We start from the raw sequence: 13,471 nt of genomic DNA on the forward strand, positions 1-13,471 counted from the left end.
CGGTCAGTCCGGCGGCTGCAGGTAGCCGCCGTCGACGCGCAGGAGCGAGCCCGTCGTGTAGCTGCTCGCGTCGGTGGCGAAGTAGAGCATCGCGCCGACGATCTCGTCCGGACGGCCGCCGCGCTGCAGGGCGAAGGCCGCGGACTCGCGGGCGAACGCCTCCTGGTCCCAGTGCTCGGAGATGTCGGTGAGGAAGGTGCCCGGCACGATCCCGTTGACGCGGACGTTCGGGCCGAACGCCCGGGCGAACCCGATCGTCAGCGCGTCGAGGCCCGCCTTCGCGGCGGCGTAGGGCAGGACGTGCGGCGTCGGGTTCGTGCCCGCGACGCTGGAGACGTTGATGATCGACCCGCCGTCGCCCGCGGCCATCCGGCCGCCGATCGCGGCCATCAGCCGGAACGGCCCCGAGAGGTTCACGTCGACGACCTTCCGCCAGAGCTCCTGGCTGACGTCCGCGGGCGTGTCGTAGAGCGGCGACATCCCGGCGTTGTTGACGAGGACGTCGACGCGCCCGAACTCGTCGTAGCTCGCGTCGATCAGGTCGTCGAGCTCCTCCCACCGGCCGACGTGGCAGCCGAACGCGAGGGCACGCCGGCCGTGCTCGGCGCGGACGACCTCGGCCAGCGCCTCGCAGTTGTCGTGGTCGCGGCTGGCGATCACGACGTCGGCGCCGGCGCGGGCGAACGCGAGGACGGTCTCGCGGCCCAGGCCGCGGCTGCCGCCGGTGACGAGGGCGACCTTGCCCTGCAGTGGGAGGGCGTGGTCGGTCGGGTCGCTCATGCGGGTCCTTCGGATCGGGGAGGTCGGGGGCCGACGGGGCCGGTCGGCCGAGCCGCTCGGCCGGCGGCGGGCGTCACGGTCGGGGCGCGAGGCCCGCGAAGCCCGCGGCCTCGGCCAGGAGGAGCGGGACGTCGTGCTCCAGGCGCGCGGCGTAGGGCGTGTCGAGGAGGCCCTGGACGTGCTGGGCGTACGCGCCCTCGACGATCGCGGCGAGCTTCCAGAACGCGAGCGTCATGTACCAGTCGAGGTGCTCGACGGACCGGCCGCAGCCCTCGGCGTAGCGGGCGGCGAGCTCGGCGCGCGACGGGCTGCCGGGCGCGCGCGAGACGCCCTGCACGTGCGGCATCGCGGGCTCGGCGGGGCGGTCGGTGCCCCAGAAGCCGAGGAACAGCCCGAGGTCGAGCAGCGGGTCGCCGATCGTCGCCATCTCCCAGTCGATGATCGCCGCGGGCGCGATCTCGGGGCCGGGCGTGAGCATGAGGTTGTCGAGGTGGAAGTCGCCGTGGAGGATGCCCGGCTCGCCGTCCGGCGGGCGGTGCTCCTCGAGCCACGCGCCGAGCTCGTCGAACCACGGGAGCTCGCGGTGGCGGTAGCGCTGCAGCTGGCCGCTCCAGCGCCCGACCTGTCGGCCGAGGAACCCCGCGGGCCGGCCGAAGTCGGCGAGGCCGATCGACTCCCACGGCGCGCGGTGCAGCGCGGCGAGGGCGTCCATCGCGGCGAACCCGACGGCGCGCAGCGTGTCGGGGCCGGGCGGGTAGGACGCCGGCAGCGCGTCGGCGATCGCGTGGCCGTCGATCGCCTCCATGACCATGAACGGCGCGCCCGGGACGTCCGGGTCCGCGCAGGCGACGACGGGGGCGGGCGCGGGGACGTCGGTCTGCGCCAGGGCGACGAGGACGCGGTGCTCGCGGCCCATGTCGTGCGCGCTCTTCGAGATCGCCTCGGCGGGCGGGCGGCGCACGACCCACCGGCGGTCGCCGGCGCGCAGGAGCAGCGTCTCGTTGGAGTTGCCGCCGGTGAGCGGGTCCAGGGAGAACGGCCCGTCGACGCCCAGGGCGTCCTGCAGCCAGTCGGCGAGCTCCGGCGGGACGGGCGTGGGCGGGCGGACGGCGGTCTCGGACACGACACGCCGAGTCTTCCCCACGCGGGGGACGCCCGGACGGGCCGGGCGGGCCCGGTTTGGAGGTTCCTCCGAGAACGCGCGCCCCGCCCCGCTTCGCGCGGGCGGCGTGGACGCCTAGGTTGGAGTGCGACCTTGCGGTGGCCGCGGGCGACCACGGCCCGTCCGACCCCCGACGACCGTCGGCGACCACGGGCGGGCCCGCCCCGCCGGCCGCCGACGAACCGGAGCGACATCGACATGGCCTGGGACTTCTCCACGGAACCCGAGTTCGAGCAGCAGCTCGAGTGGATGCGGACGTTCGTGCGCGAGCGGATCTACCCGCTCGAGACGCTCGACCTCGACTGGCGCTCCTACCGCGAGGCGATCAAGCCGCTGATGGAGGAGGTCAAGGCGCAGGGCCTCTGGGCCGCGCACCTCGGCCCCGAGCACGGCGGCCAGGGCTACGGCCAGGTGAAGCTCGGCCTGATGCACGAGATCCTCGGCGGCTCCGACCTCGCGCCGCCGGTCTTCGGCAACAACGCGCCGGACTCCGGCAACTCCGAGCTGATCGCGATCTCCGGCGACCCGGACCAGTGGGAGAAGTGGGGCCAGCCGCTGCTCGACGGCCGGCTCTACAGCGCGTTCTCGATGACGGAGCAGGGCACGGGGTCGGACCCGAAGCAGTTCACGTCGACCGCGGTCCGCGACGGCGACGAGTGGGTCATCAACGGGACGAAGTGGCTCGTCGGCAACGCCGCGCGCAGCGACTTCCACATCGTGATGGTCCGCACCGACACGTCCGAGGGCGCGGACCCGTACCGGACGATGTCGATGTTCATCGTGCCGACCGACGCACCGGGGCTCTCGATGCGCGACATCGGCCTGATGCACGAGCCGGAGAGCAACGGCCTGAACCACCAGCACTCCGAGGTCTTCTACGAGGACGTCCGCGTGCCCGCGGAGAACCTGCTCGGCGACGAGGGCGGCGCGTTCGTGCTCGCCCAGAAGCGCCTGGGCCCCGGTCGCATCCACCACTGCATGCGCTGGGTCGGCGTCTGCCGTCGCGCGTTCGACGCGATGTGCGAGCGCGCCGTCTCGAAGTCGGTGCACGGCAGCCTGCTGAGCGAGAAGCAGACGATCCAGAACTGGATCGCCGACTCCGCCGCCGCGATCGAGTCCGCGCGCCTCCTGACGCTCCACGCCGCGTGGACGATGGACCGCGTCGGCGCGTCGAACGCCCGCACCGAGATCGCGATGATCAAGTACGCCGGCGCGCCGGTGATGCACGAGGTCCTCGACAAGGCGATCCAGATCCACGGGTCGCTCGGCTACTCGACGGACATGCCGCTCGAGCAGATGTACCGGTGGTCCCGTGCCGCCCGGTTCTACGACGGCCCGGACGAGGTCCACCGCGTCACGGTCGCCAAGCGGATCCTGCGGAACTACGAGCCGCGCGACGTCCCGACGGACCACATCCCGACCCGGCGCGCCGCGGCCGAGAAGCTCTACCCGCAGTACGTGTCGAGCTCGAGCCTGGTCTAGAAGAGGCGCACCCCGAACGTCGTCTCGAGTGCGGCGAGCGTGTCCGGGGCCGCGACGTGGCGGATCCCGCGGATGCCCGCGCGGTCCGCCGCCACGACGTTCTGCTCGAGGTCGTCGACGAAGACCGCGCGGTCCGCGGCGACACCGGCCCGCTCCAGCGCGAGCCGGTAGATCGCGCCCGACGGCTTGCGGACCCCGACGTGCCCGGAGAGCACGACGTGGTCGAACAGGCCGTCGAGGTCGTAGTCGTCGTAGCAGTGCATCCCGAACGAGTTCGAGAGCAGGACCGTGGTGATCCCGGCGGCGCGGAGCGCGGCGACGCCCGCCAGCATCGCGTCGTCGGGCCGCAGCGCGGCGGTCAGCCTGCGGAGCAGCCCCTCGGGCCGGACGTCGTCGCCCAGACGCGGCGCGAAGGCCCGCTCGAACGCGACCTCGGACAGCTCGCCGCGCTCGACGGCGAGGAACAGCGGCGTCGCCTCCGGGTCCTCGCGGACGACACGCCGGAAGCGGTCCGGGGCGAGGCCGTCGGCCTCGCAGCCCGCGGCGAACGACGCGAAGACGTCGGTGGTCAGGACGCCCCCGAAGTCGATGAGGAGCGCGGTCGGCGTGGCGGCGGGCACGGTCGGACGGTAGGTGGCCGTTCGTCGGCGCGCGTCGTTGGTGCCGCGGCGGCTTGTCGCCCGCGACGAAGACCCCGCCGGCACCGCGGGCGGGGACCCGTCGTCCTGCACGAGGCTCGGGACAGCCGTGGCGCACCGCCCGGCGGGACCGAGGAGGAGCAGCATGGGGGATCTCGAGGGCAAGGTCGCGTTCATCACCGGGGCGGCGCGCGGACAGGGCCGCAACCACGCCCTGCGGCTGGCCGAGCGCGGGGTCGACATCATCGCGCTGGACGTCAACCGGTCGATCGACACCGTGTCCTACCCGGGACCGGACGCGGAGGACCTGGCGGAGACCGTGCGGCTCGTCGAGGCGCTGGACCGGCGCATCGTGGCCGTCGAGGCCGACGTCCGCGACCCCGACGCGGTGCGGTCCGTCGTCGAAGAGGGGATCGAGACGTTCGGCCGGCTCGACATCGTGATCCCGAACGCCGGGATCGCGTCGGTCGCGTCGGCGCGTGAGATGAGCGACGCGATGTGGCACGAGCTGATCGACATCAACCTCAACGGGACGTGGCACGCGATCTCGGCGTCGCTGCCGCACATGGGGCTCTCGAGCCCAGGTGGTCGCGGCGGGTCGATCGTGCTGATCGGTTCCGTCGCGAGCTTCAAGGGGATGGCGAACATCGTCCACTACGTCGCGACGAAGCACGCGATGGTCGGGATCGCCAAGTCGCTGGCGTTCGAGCTCGGGCCCGACCACATCCGGGTCAACGTCATCTGCCCGACGAACGTCGACACGCCGATGGTGCAGAACGCGTTCACCCGGAAGCTGTTCATGCCGGACGTCGAGAACCCGACCCGGGAGGACGCCGAGCGCGAGGGCTCGCCGCACCGGCAGGCCAACGCGATCCCGGTCCCGTGGATCGACCCCGACGACACGACCAACGCGATGCTGTTCCTCGTCTCCGACACCGGCCGCTACGTGACGGGCACGGCGATCCCGGTCGACGCAGGGTTCCTCACGAAGTGATCAGGCGACCGCGCCCGCCGCGCGCAGCGCCTCGATCTCGTCGGTCGTGAACCCCGCGTCGGCGAGCGTGGCGTCGGTGTCCGTCCCGGCCGGCACCGGCGCGCGGCCCGCGGTCGCCGGGGTGCGGTCGAAGCGCGGGGCCGGGGCGGGGACGGCGTGGCCGTCGACCTCGACGAAGCCGCGACGGGCCACGGCGTGCGCGTGGTGCGGCGCCTCGTCGAGCGAGAGCACCGGGGCGAAGCACGCGCCGAGCGGCTCGAGGACCGCGCACCACTCGTCGCGGGTCCGGCCGGCGAAGACCTCCGCGAACCGCGCCGAGTTCGCGGGCCACCGGGAGCGGTCGTCCTGCGGCCCCAGCTCGTCCGCGTCGAGCCCCATCCCCTGCAGCAGCGCGGCGTAGAACTGCGGCTCGATCGCGGCGACGGAGACGAAGCGCCCGTCCTTCGTCGCGTAGACGTCGTAGAAGTGCGCACCCCCGTCCAGCAGGTTCGCCTCGCGGTCGTCCTCCCAGAAGCCCTCGTGCCGCATCCCGTGGATCGCCGTGGCGAGCTGCCCCGCGCCGTCGACCATCGCGACGTCGACGGTCTGCCCCCGACCGGAGCGCTCGCGCTCGAACAGCGCCGCGACGACCCCGGACGCCAGGAGCGCGCCCCCGCCGCCGAAGTCGCCGATGAGGTTCAGCGGCGCCACGGGGCGGTCGCCACGGCCGATCGCGTGGAGGACCCCGGTGAGCGCCAGGTAGTTCAGGTCGTGGCCGGGCGCCTGGGCGTACGGGCCCTCCTGCCCCCACCCGGTCATCCGCCCGTAGACGAGCCGCGGGTTGCGTCCGCGGACGACGTCCGGGCCGACGCCGAGCCGCTCGGCCACGCCGGGCCGGAACCCCTCGACCAGGACGTCGGCCGCGTCGGTCAGCCGCAGGACGACGTCGACGCCCTCGGGCTGCTTGAGGTCGACCGTCACCGAGGTGCGGCCGCGCACGAGCGCGCGGTCGACGGCCCCCGGATCGCCCGCCTGGCTCGCGCGGTCGACCCGGACGACCTCGGCCCCCATGTCGGCCAGCAGCATGCAGCCGAAGGGGGCGGGGCCGATGCCGCCGAGCTCGACGACGCGGACGCCGGCGAGCGGGCCGGACGGCGCGGCGGTGCCGTCGCGGTCCCCGGCCCCGTCCCCCGCGGGACCGGTCGCACCGGAGCCTCCGTCCGGGGTGGTGGTCGGCCGGTCGCGCGCGTCGGACATCGTCCCGAGACTGCCGCGGGCGCACGACTCCCGAGGTCGCCCGCGGGCCCGGTTTCGGAGGGTCCTCCAAATCGGCCCGGCGCGGCGGCGCGGCGGGCCCGGCGCCCCGACCTACGCTGGCGGGGTCCGGCCGACGGCCGGGAAGGGAGAGCACACCGGTGACATCGCAGCCCACGTCGACAGCAACCCGCGCGTTCCCGGACGACCACGCCGCGGCGGATCCCACGGCGGTCGCCTATCGGATGGCCCGCGGCGGCGAGGAGGTCACCTACACCCGCCTGACGGAGCGGTCCCGCCGGATCGCCCGGCTGCTGCACGACCGGGGCCTGCGGCACGGCGACTGCGTCGCGCTCGTGATGGAGAACACCCCGCGGTTCTTCGAGGTCGCGTGGGCCGCCCAGCGCTCCGGCCTCCGCTACACCGCCGCGTCGACCCGCCTGACGGCCCCCGAGATCGCGTACCTGCTGCAGGACAGCGACAGCCGCGTCGTCTTCGCCACGCCGGGCTGCGCCGTGGTCGTCCGGGACGCCGTCGCCGGCCTCGACGACCCGCCGGCCCTGATCGGCACCGAGGGCCCGCTGGACGGCTTCGAGGACCTCGACGCGCTCGTGGCCGGGCTTCCGGGCGAGCCGCTCGACGACGAGGCCGAGGGCATCGACCTGCTCTACAGCTCCGGCACCACCGGCCGGCCGAAGGGCATCGAGGACGCGCTGCCGCTGGCCCCGCTCGGCACGCCGCCCGGCGTCGCGAAGCTCATGCAGGGCCGCTTCGGGTTCACGAAGGACATGGTCTACCTGTCCCCCGCGCCGCTCTACCACTCCGCCCCGCTGCGGGTGAACATGACCGTCCACCGCACCGGCGGCACCGCGGTCGTCATGGAGCGCTTCGACGCCCGCGAGGCGCTCGCGCTGATCGAGCGCCACCGCGTCACGCACGCGCTGATGGTGCCGACGATGTTCGTGCGGATGCTGAAGCTGCCCGACGAGGAGCGCCTGCGGTTCGACGTGTCGTCGCTGCGGTGCGTCATCCACGCCGCGGCGCCGTGCCCGCCGGAGGTCAAGCGCCGGATGATCGAGTGGTTCGGCCCGGTGATCCACGAGTACTACGCGGCGACCGAGAACCACATGTTCACCGCGATCACGTCCGAGGAGTCGCTGGAGCGGCCCGGGTCGGTCGGCCGGTCGCTGCTCGGGATCCCGCACGTGCTCGACGACAACGGCCGCGAGCTGCCGGCCGGCGAGACCGGCACGATCTGGTCGGAGGGCGGCCCGCCGTTCTCGTACCGCAACGACCCGGAGAAGACCGCCGAGTCGCGCAACGACCGCGGCTGGGCGACGGTCGGCGACCTCGGGCACCTCGACGAGGACGGGTACCTCTACATCAGCGACCGTCGCAGCGACCTGATCCTCAGCGGCGGCGTGAACATCTACCCGCAGGAGTCCGAGGCGGTCCTCGTCACGCACCCGAAGGTCACCGACGTGGCCGTCTTCGGGATCCCGCACGACGAGCTCGGCGAGGAGGTCAAGGCCGTCGTCCAGCCGGCCGACCCGGGCGCCGCGGGCCCGGAGCTCGAGGCCGAGCTCCTGGCCTTCTGCCGCGAGCACCTGGCGAAGTTCAAGTGCCCGCGGAGCATCGACTTCGAGGACGAGCTCCCGCGCCACGCGACGGGGAAGCTCTACAAGCGGCTGCTCCGCGACCGGTACGTCGCGGGGGCGTAGGGCCGTCCCGGCCGGGTCGGCTACCGGGTCCGCCCGGGCGCCGGACGACCCGGTCCCGGCGCCTCTTGGGCGAATCACGGAACGGTCGGACCACCGGTCCCGTACGGCGTACGGACGGGCCTACGTTGGAAGCACGGAACACCCCCACGAGGAGGACGACGTGCACGACCAACAGACCGAGGACCTGCCGGAGGCGGCACTGACGGACCCGGCGTTCACCGAGGACCCGTACCGCTACTACCCGAAGCTCCTGCGGGAGTGCCCGGTCAAGCACGAGCCCGGGGTCGGCTGGCTCGTCAGCCGCTACGCCGACGTCCGGACGATGGCGCTGAACACCAAGGACTTCTCCTCGAGCGTCGCCGGCGAGGGCGGCCCGCGCCACATGGGCGTGAGCGAGGAGCCGTTCTCGCAGGAGGTGCTCGACCTCCTCGAGCAGTACCACCCGATGGACAACGCGCTGTTCACGGCGGACCCGCCGCACCACACGCGGCACCGGGCGCTCGTGAACAAGGCGCTGAACCCGCGCCGCGTCCGCAAGCTCGAGGGCGCGATGCGGCAGATCGCCCACGAGCTGGTCGACGCGTTCGTGGACGACGGCCGCTGCGAGCTCCACACGCAGTTCGGGATCGGCCTGCCCCTGACCGTCATCGCGGACACCCTCGGTGTCGCCCGCGCGGACATGCCGGCGTTCAAGCACTGGTCGGACTGCATGCTCGCGGGCAACCTCGACGTGCTCGACAACCCCCGCCGGGCGGAGGTCGCGCGCGCCGTCATCGCGTTCCAGCAGTACATGATCCCGTTGATCGAGGAGCGCCGGGAGACGCCCTGCGACGACCTCCTCAGCGACCTCGCCAACGCCGAGATCGACGACGACACCGCCGAGCTCCCCGGGCCCAGGCGCCTGACCACGGCGGAGCTCCTGCCGATCGTCAGCCAGCTGCTGCTCGCCGGCAACGAGACGACGACGAACCTCATCGGCAACGGCCTCGTCCTGCTGCTCCAGCACCCCGAGTCGATGGCCGAGCTCCGCGCCGACCCGACGCTGATCCCGAACTTCCTGGAGGAGGTCCTCCGCTTCGACGGGCCGATCCACTGCACGTTCCGGCGTGCGCAGGAGGGCGCCGAGGTGCTCGGCGAGTCGTTCGCGCCGGGCACGATGGTGATCCCGATGTGGGGCGCCGCGGGTCAGGACGAGACCGTCTTCGAGGACCCGCGCTCGTTCGACATCCACCGGAGGAACGCGAAGCGGCACCTGACCTTCGGGGCGGGGATCCACTTCTGCGCCGGCGCCGAGATGGCGCGCGTCGAGGGCAAGGTCGCGTTCGAGGTGCTCCTCGAGCGGCTCGCCGACATCCGCCTCGCCCCCGAGGCCGACCTGGCGCACCAGCCGAGCTTCTCCGCCCGCGGCTACCGGCGCGTCGACATCGAGTTCAACCGACCGAAGGACCGAGCATGAGCACCACCGGGACCACGCGCCTCGAGGCGAACAAGCAGACGATCCGCGACTTCCTGGAGGTCCTGAGCACCGGGGACGTCGCCGGGGCGATGGAGTTTGTCGCCGACGACGGGACCTGGTGGGTCGCCGGCACGACGCCGCTGTCGGGCACCCACACGAAGGCCGCGTTCACCGCGCTGCTCGGGGGCGTGGGCGACGCCTTCCGGATCCCGCTCGGGATCACCCCGAAGGCGTTCACCGCCGAGGGCGATCGCGTGGCCGTCGAGGCGGAGTTTTACACCGAGCGCAACGACGGCGTGGTCTACAACAACCAGTACCACTTCCTGTTCGAGGTCCACGACGGGAAGATCCGTCGGGCCAAGGAGTTCCTCGACACGATGCACGCCGCCGACGTCCTCTGCTGAGGACGCCGGCGGGGCGGGGTCAGCCCGCGGGGGCCCGCTCCGCCGCGAGGCGCTCGCGCACCGCCGGCAGGACCTTCGACGTCAGCGTCGCGATGCGCGCGCTGCCGGACTCCACGGACTCGCCGGGGAGCTGCGCCCAGAAGTGGACGTCGCGGATCAGCGGCTGGCCCACGAGCAGGTCGGAGATCTCGCGGGTCGCCGTCTCGACGTCCCAGAGCTGGAAGGCCCCGGCGTCGACGATCGACTGGGCGTCCGGGAACCGCGGGGTCTCGTCCGGCGGCCCGAAGGCGCCCCAGCCGATGTACTCGTTCAGCTGGTAGAGCGCGTGCTGCCCGATGCGCGCCCACTCGGCCTCCGGGTCCTCCGCCACGATCGCCCACTGGCCCGCGTAGATCGCGCCCTCCGACCGCGGCCGTCCGGCCCGCTCGAGCCCCTCGACGTACATCTCGTGGTGCGCGTTCTGGGTGCTCAGGAACCCGTCGCCGATCCGCGCGGCGCGGTCGATCGCGGGGGGCGACATGCCGCCGATCAGGACCTGCGGCGTCCGGGCGGGCTGCGGGTGGACCGTGAGGTCGGGGTAGTCGAACCGCTTGCCGCCGAAGGCGATCGAGCGCCCCGACCACGCGCGACGGACGACCTCGACGGTCTCCTCCAGGAGGCTCGGCCGGTGCTTGATGTTCCGGCCGAACGCCTCGAACTCGAGCTCGCGGTAGCCCACCGCGATGCCGAGGTCGAAGCGGCCGTCGCTGAGGATCCCCAGCGTCGCGGCGTCCTCGGCCAGGCGCACCGGGTCGTGCAGCGCCGGGAGCATGAGGTTCGTCGAGATCCGCAGGTCCTTCGTGCGGGCCGCGATCGCGGCCGCCACCACCAGCGGGGACGGCGTGTAGCCGTCGTCGCAGAAGTGGTGCTCCGTCAACCAGACCGACCCGATGCCCTGGGTCTCCGCCCACGCGATCTGGTCGAGCACGTCGGCGTAGAGCTGCTCGAACGGCCGGCGCCACTGCTCGGGGTTGCGCAGGTCGTACCAGAGGCCGAAGCGGACGTCGTCCGGTCCGGTCGCCGCGGCGCCCATGGTCAGGACACCTTCTGGAGGAACGCGAGGAGCTCCTCGCGGTAGAGCTCGGGCTCCTCGTAGAACGGCGCGTGGCCGCTCTTCTCGCACCCGACGAAGCGGGCGTCCGGGATGAGGTCGGCCGCGGCCTTGGCCGCGTCGTAGGCGACGAACGCGTCGTGCCGGCCGCCGTAGAGGAGGGCCGGCACGCCGAGCGCCCCGAGGCCCTCGCGGACGTCGGCCTCGGCGATGCTGACGAGCAGGTCGTCGCCCTTGACGCCGATCTTCATGAACTCGTGCCACATCCACTCGACGAGGTCCGGGGACACCGCGGCGTCCGGCGCGCAGACCGCGTTCGCGATCCCGCGCAGCCCCGCGGCCCGGTCCTGGCGGATGCCGGCGACGAGCCCGGCGACCTCCTCGGCGGTGCCGCCGTGCGGCCAGCCCTCGGCCTGCGAGTAGCGCGGCGTCGCGCCGCACGTGAGGACGAGGCCCGAGGCGCGGTCGCCCAGGCGGATGACGACCTCGGCGGCGATCGCCCCGCCGGCCGACCAGCCGTTGACGACCGGCTTGTCGAGGCCCGTGTGCTCGATCAGCGCGATGACGTCGGACGCGGTCGTGTCGACCGAGACCTCGGCGAAGTCGTTGTCCGACTGGCCCGCCGCCCGGACGTCGAGCAGCACGACCTCGTGGCCGGCCTCCAGGAGCGACGGCAGCGTCGTGTCCCAGAACCGCGTCGAGGCGCCCCAGCCGTGGATCAGGACGATCGCCCGCCCGTCCCCCGCGTGGTGCTCGTAGTAGATCCGGCGGTCGCCGTCGACGTTCAGGTAGGCCATGTGGTCCTCGATCTTCCGGGTGGTGTGGGGGCTGGACGGACACCGACCGGGCGGTCCCCCGCCCGGTCGCACCGGTGCCGTCCGGGCGGACGGCACCGTCCCGGGCACCCGTCGCGGTCGCCCGCCGGATGGCCCGGGTGGGGCGGCGACGCGGCCGCGTCGCCGCGCCGGTCAGACGGCGGCGGGCGTCGCCGACATCTCGTGCAGGCGCGGGATGACCTGCTCGCCGATGAGGTCCATGCTGCCGCGGACCATGTCGTGCGGCATGCCGGCGTAGGAGACGGCCATCGAGCAGCGGAGCTCGCCGATGAGGTCGAAGCGCTGCTTGTACTTCTCGACCATCTGGTCGGGCGTGCCCCAGCACTGCGAGGCGATGAAGCCCTCGCAGGCGGCCTCCAGGCCGGCCTCCTTGATGGCGTCGGCGCCGGCCTGGTAGGCCTGGTAGCCGTTGGTCTTGCCCCAGTGGTCGCCGTTGAAGTCGTAGTGCTTGATGACCGACAGGTAGTACTTGGAGAGGTACTCGCGGGCGACCTTCTCGGCGACCTCGGCGTCCTCGTGGCAGTACGTGAAGTCGGTCAGGAGCGGGGCGCCCGGCTCGACGTTCGGGCGGACCTCGCGCCAGCGCGCACGCCACGCCTCGATGGCCTCGGCGTGCTGCTCGATGGGCAGCTGGACGAAGGACATCATCGTGCCGCCGAGGTTGGCGGCGGCGATGCCGGAGTCCGGCGTCATCGCGACGGAGAAGAACTCGCGGTCGCGCCAGCCGCGCTCGGGCGTCGGGTGGATCTCGACGCGCGACTGCTTGAAGAACTCGGTGTCGTACTCGGCGACGCCGGTGTCGAGGATGTCGAGGATGATCTCGGCGGCCTGGTCGAAGCGACCGCGGGCCTCGGCCATGTCGACGCCGAAAGCCTCGTACTCCTCGCGGGCCAGGCCGCGGCCGAAGCCGAGCATGAAGCGGCCCTCGCCGAGGATGTCCAGCATCGCGATCTTCTCGGCGACCCGGAGCGGGTTCGGCCACCACGGCAGGATGATCGCGCCGGTGCCGACCTTGATGCGGCTCGTCTTCGCCAGCAGATGGGCGGAGAACTGCATGTTGTCCGGCATCATCGAGTAGTTCGGATCGAAGTGATGCTCGGGCGCCTGGACGTAGTCGAAGCCCGCCGTCTCGGCGTGGATCGCGAGGTCCGTCTCGGCACGGAACATGTCGGCGTCGGACATGCCCTCGTGGGTGTTCTGGAAGATCAGCTGGATTCCGACGTCCATGGGAAAGCCCGTCCTTTCCGCCCGCAGGCGGGTGCGTGTCGTGAGTGCTGCCCGTCGTGCAGCCGTGGTGCCAACGTAGTTCGCGTGCGGGGGGCTCCCGGAAGGACCTTCGCGGCCGTTTCGTACGGTTCTACGAAAGTGGCCGGATCGCCAGTGGGGGCGGGGGTTCGCGGGGGCGGGAACGGGTCCGGCGCCGTGCGGAACGGCGCCGGGCTGGTTCGGGCGCGGTCGGGCGTCGGCACGGGTGCGGGCGGCCGTCCGGCAGGCCCGGGGCGCGGTCGCGTCCCGCCGCGCGTATCGCCGGCGGGCGGTTCGGCGCAACGTCGCCGGAGCCGGGTCCGAGGTGCGCGGGCCCGCGGGTCGAGCGAGCAGGTCGACGCGGAGCGCAGGAACGAACGCCACCCCGACCGCCCAAGCCGGCCGGCGCGTGTTCCTGCGCCGTGGGCGC

Annotated in this window: 12 protein-coding genes; 5 read left to right on the forward strand and 7 right to left on the reverse strand. The window is 73.1% G+C overall.

Features of this window, described 5'->3' with window-relative positions:
- Positions 1-3: 3 nt before the first annotated feature.
- Together PATMI_RS0104295 and PATMI_RS27310 are read right to left on the reverse strand one after the other, a co-directional pair.
- The gene (locus PATMI_RS0104295) at positions 4-780 is read right to left on the reverse strand and encodes an SDR family NAD(P)-dependent oxidoreductase (RefSeq protein WP_026909984.1); all 777 of its coding nucleotides are present in this window, start codon (positions 778-780) and stop codon (positions 4-6) included.
- A gap of 73 nt (positions 781-853) precedes the next feature.
- The gene (locus PATMI_RS27310) at positions 854-1,903 is read right to left on the reverse strand and encodes a phosphotransferase family protein (protein WP_051471041.1); all 1,050 of its coding nucleotides are present in this window, start codon (positions 1,901-1,903) and stop codon (positions 854-856) included.
- Positions 1,904-2,140: 237 nt separating this feature from the next.
- On the opposite strand from PATMI_RS27310, the gene PATMI_RS0104305 reads away from it, so the two are divergent.
- Complete coding sequence (locus tag PATMI_RS0104305; protein WP_026909985.1) at positions 2,141-3,424, forward strand: acyl-CoA dehydrogenase family protein; 1,284 nt, start codon at positions 2,141-2,143, stop codon at positions 3,422-3,424.
- On the opposite strand, the gene PATMI_RS0104310 is transcribed toward PATMI_RS0104305, so the two are convergent.
- Positions 3,421-4,044: an HAD family hydrolase gene (locus tag PATMI_RS0104310; RefSeq protein ID WP_026909986.1), complete on the reverse strand. Its 624-nt coding sequence runs from the start codon at positions 4,042-4,044 to the stop codon at positions 3,421-3,423. The genes PATMI_RS0104305 and PATMI_RS0104310 overlap by 4 nt on opposite strands.
- 163 nt (positions 4,045-4,207) lie before the next feature.
- Here PATMI_RS0104310 and PATMI_RS0104315 point away from each other — a divergent pair, with 163 nt between their 5' ends.
- Entirely contained in the window at positions 4,208-5,056 is an 849-nt protein-coding gene (locus PATMI_RS0104315) for a mycofactocin-coupled SDR family oxidoreductase (RefSeq protein WP_026909987.1), read from the forward strand.
- On the opposite strand, the gene PATMI_RS27315 is transcribed toward PATMI_RS0104315, so the two are convergent.
- Positions 5,057-6,292 (reverse strand): CaiB/BaiF CoA transferase family protein, encoded by a 1,236-nt coding sequence (locus PATMI_RS27315; RefSeq protein ID WP_084269654.1) that lies wholly within the window; start codon positions 6,290-6,292, stop codon positions 5,057-5,059.
- A gap of 158 nt (positions 6,293-6,450) precedes the next feature.
- On the opposite strand from PATMI_RS27315, the gene PATMI_RS0104325 reads away from it, so the two are divergent.
- The 3 genes from PATMI_RS0104325 to PATMI_RS0104335 all read left to right on the forward strand — a co-directional run bounded on the left by PATMI_RS0104325 (position 6,451) and on the right by PATMI_RS0104335 (position 9,870).
- The gene (locus PATMI_RS0104325) at positions 6,451-8,010 is read left to right on the forward strand and encodes an AMP-binding protein (RefSeq protein ID WP_026909988.1); all 1,560 of its coding nucleotides are present in this window, start codon (positions 6,451-6,453) and stop codon (positions 8,008-8,010) included.
- A gap of 160 nt (positions 8,011-8,170) precedes the next feature.
- A complete protein-coding gene (locus tag PATMI_RS27320) occupies positions 8,171-9,466 on the forward strand; it encodes a cytochrome P450 (RefSeq protein WP_051471043.1) in 1,296 nt (431 codons plus the stop codon).
- Positions 9,463-9,870: a nuclear transport factor 2 family protein gene (locus tag PATMI_RS0104335; protein WP_026909989.1), complete on the forward strand. Its 408-nt coding sequence runs from the start codon at positions 9,463-9,465 to the stop codon at positions 9,868-9,870. Before PATMI_RS27320 ends, PATMI_RS0104335 begins: the two co-directional genes overlap by 4 nt.
- Before the next feature lie 19 nt (positions 9,871-9,889).
- Here the strand turns inward: PATMI_RS0104335 and PATMI_RS0104340 are convergent, their stop codons facing one another.
- The 3 genes from PATMI_RS0104340 to PATMI_RS0104350 form a co-directional block, all read right to left on the reverse strand.
- Entirely contained in the window at positions 9,890-10,942 is a 1,053-nt protein-coding gene (locus tag PATMI_RS0104340; protein WP_026909990.1) for an LLM class flavin-dependent oxidoreductase, read from the reverse strand.
- A gap of 2 nt (positions 10,943-10,944) precedes the next feature.
- On the reverse strand, positions 10,945-11,757 hold the full coding sequence (locus PATMI_RS0104345) for an alpha/beta fold hydrolase (RefSeq protein ID WP_026909991.1): 813 nt from the start codon (positions 11,755-11,757) through the stop codon (positions 10,945-10,947).
- 171 nt (positions 11,758-11,928) lie between these two features.
- Positions 11,929-13,023 (reverse strand): LLM class flavin-dependent oxidoreductase, encoded by a 1,095-nt coding sequence (locus PATMI_RS0104350; protein ID WP_026909992.1) that lies wholly within the window; start codon positions 13,021-13,023, stop codon positions 11,929-11,931.
- Between the last annotated feature and the right edge of the window lie 448 nt (positions 13,024-13,471).

It is taken from the genome of Patulibacter minatonensis DSM 18081, assembly GCF_000519325.1.
Taxonomy (GTDB): domain Bacteria; phylum Actinomycetota; class Thermoleophilia; order Solirubrobacterales; family Solirubrobacteraceae; genus Patulibacter; species Patulibacter minatonensis.

Excerpts from the sequence above, each read along its gene's own strand:
- PATMI_RS0104305 (WP_026909985.1), top strand. The coding sequence starts at position 2,141 with ATGGCCTGGGACTTCTCCACGGAACCCGAGTTCGAGCAGCAGCTCGAG.
- PATMI_RS0104350 (WP_026909992.1), bottom strand. The coding sequence starts at position 13,023 with ATGGACGTCGGAATCCAGCTGATCTTCCAGAACACCCACGAGGGCATG.
- PATMI_RS0104335 (WP_026909989.1), top strand. The coding sequence starts at position 9,463 with ATGAGCACCACCGGGACCACGCGCCTCGAGGCGAACAAGCAGACGATC.
- PATMI_RS0104295 (WP_026909984.1), bottom strand. The coding sequence starts at position 780 with ATGAGCGACCCGACCGACCACGCCCTCCCACTGCAGGGCAAGGTCGCC.
- PATMI_RS0104315 (WP_026909987.1), top strand. The coding sequence starts at position 4,208 with ATGGGGGATCTCGAGGGCAAGGTCGCGTTCATCACCGGGGCGGCGCGC.
- PATMI_RS27315 (WP_084269654.1), bottom strand. The coding sequence starts at position 6,292 with ATGTCCGACGCGCGCGACCGGCCGACCACCACCCCGGACGGAGGCTCC.
- PATMI_RS0104340 (WP_026909990.1), bottom strand. The coding sequence starts at position 10,942 with ATGGGCGCCGCGGCGACCGGACCGGACGACGTCCGCTTCGGCCTCTGG.
- PATMI_RS0104345 (WP_026909991.1), bottom strand. The coding sequence starts at position 11,757 with ATGGCCTACCTGAACGTCGACGGCGACCGCCGGATCTACTACGAGCAC.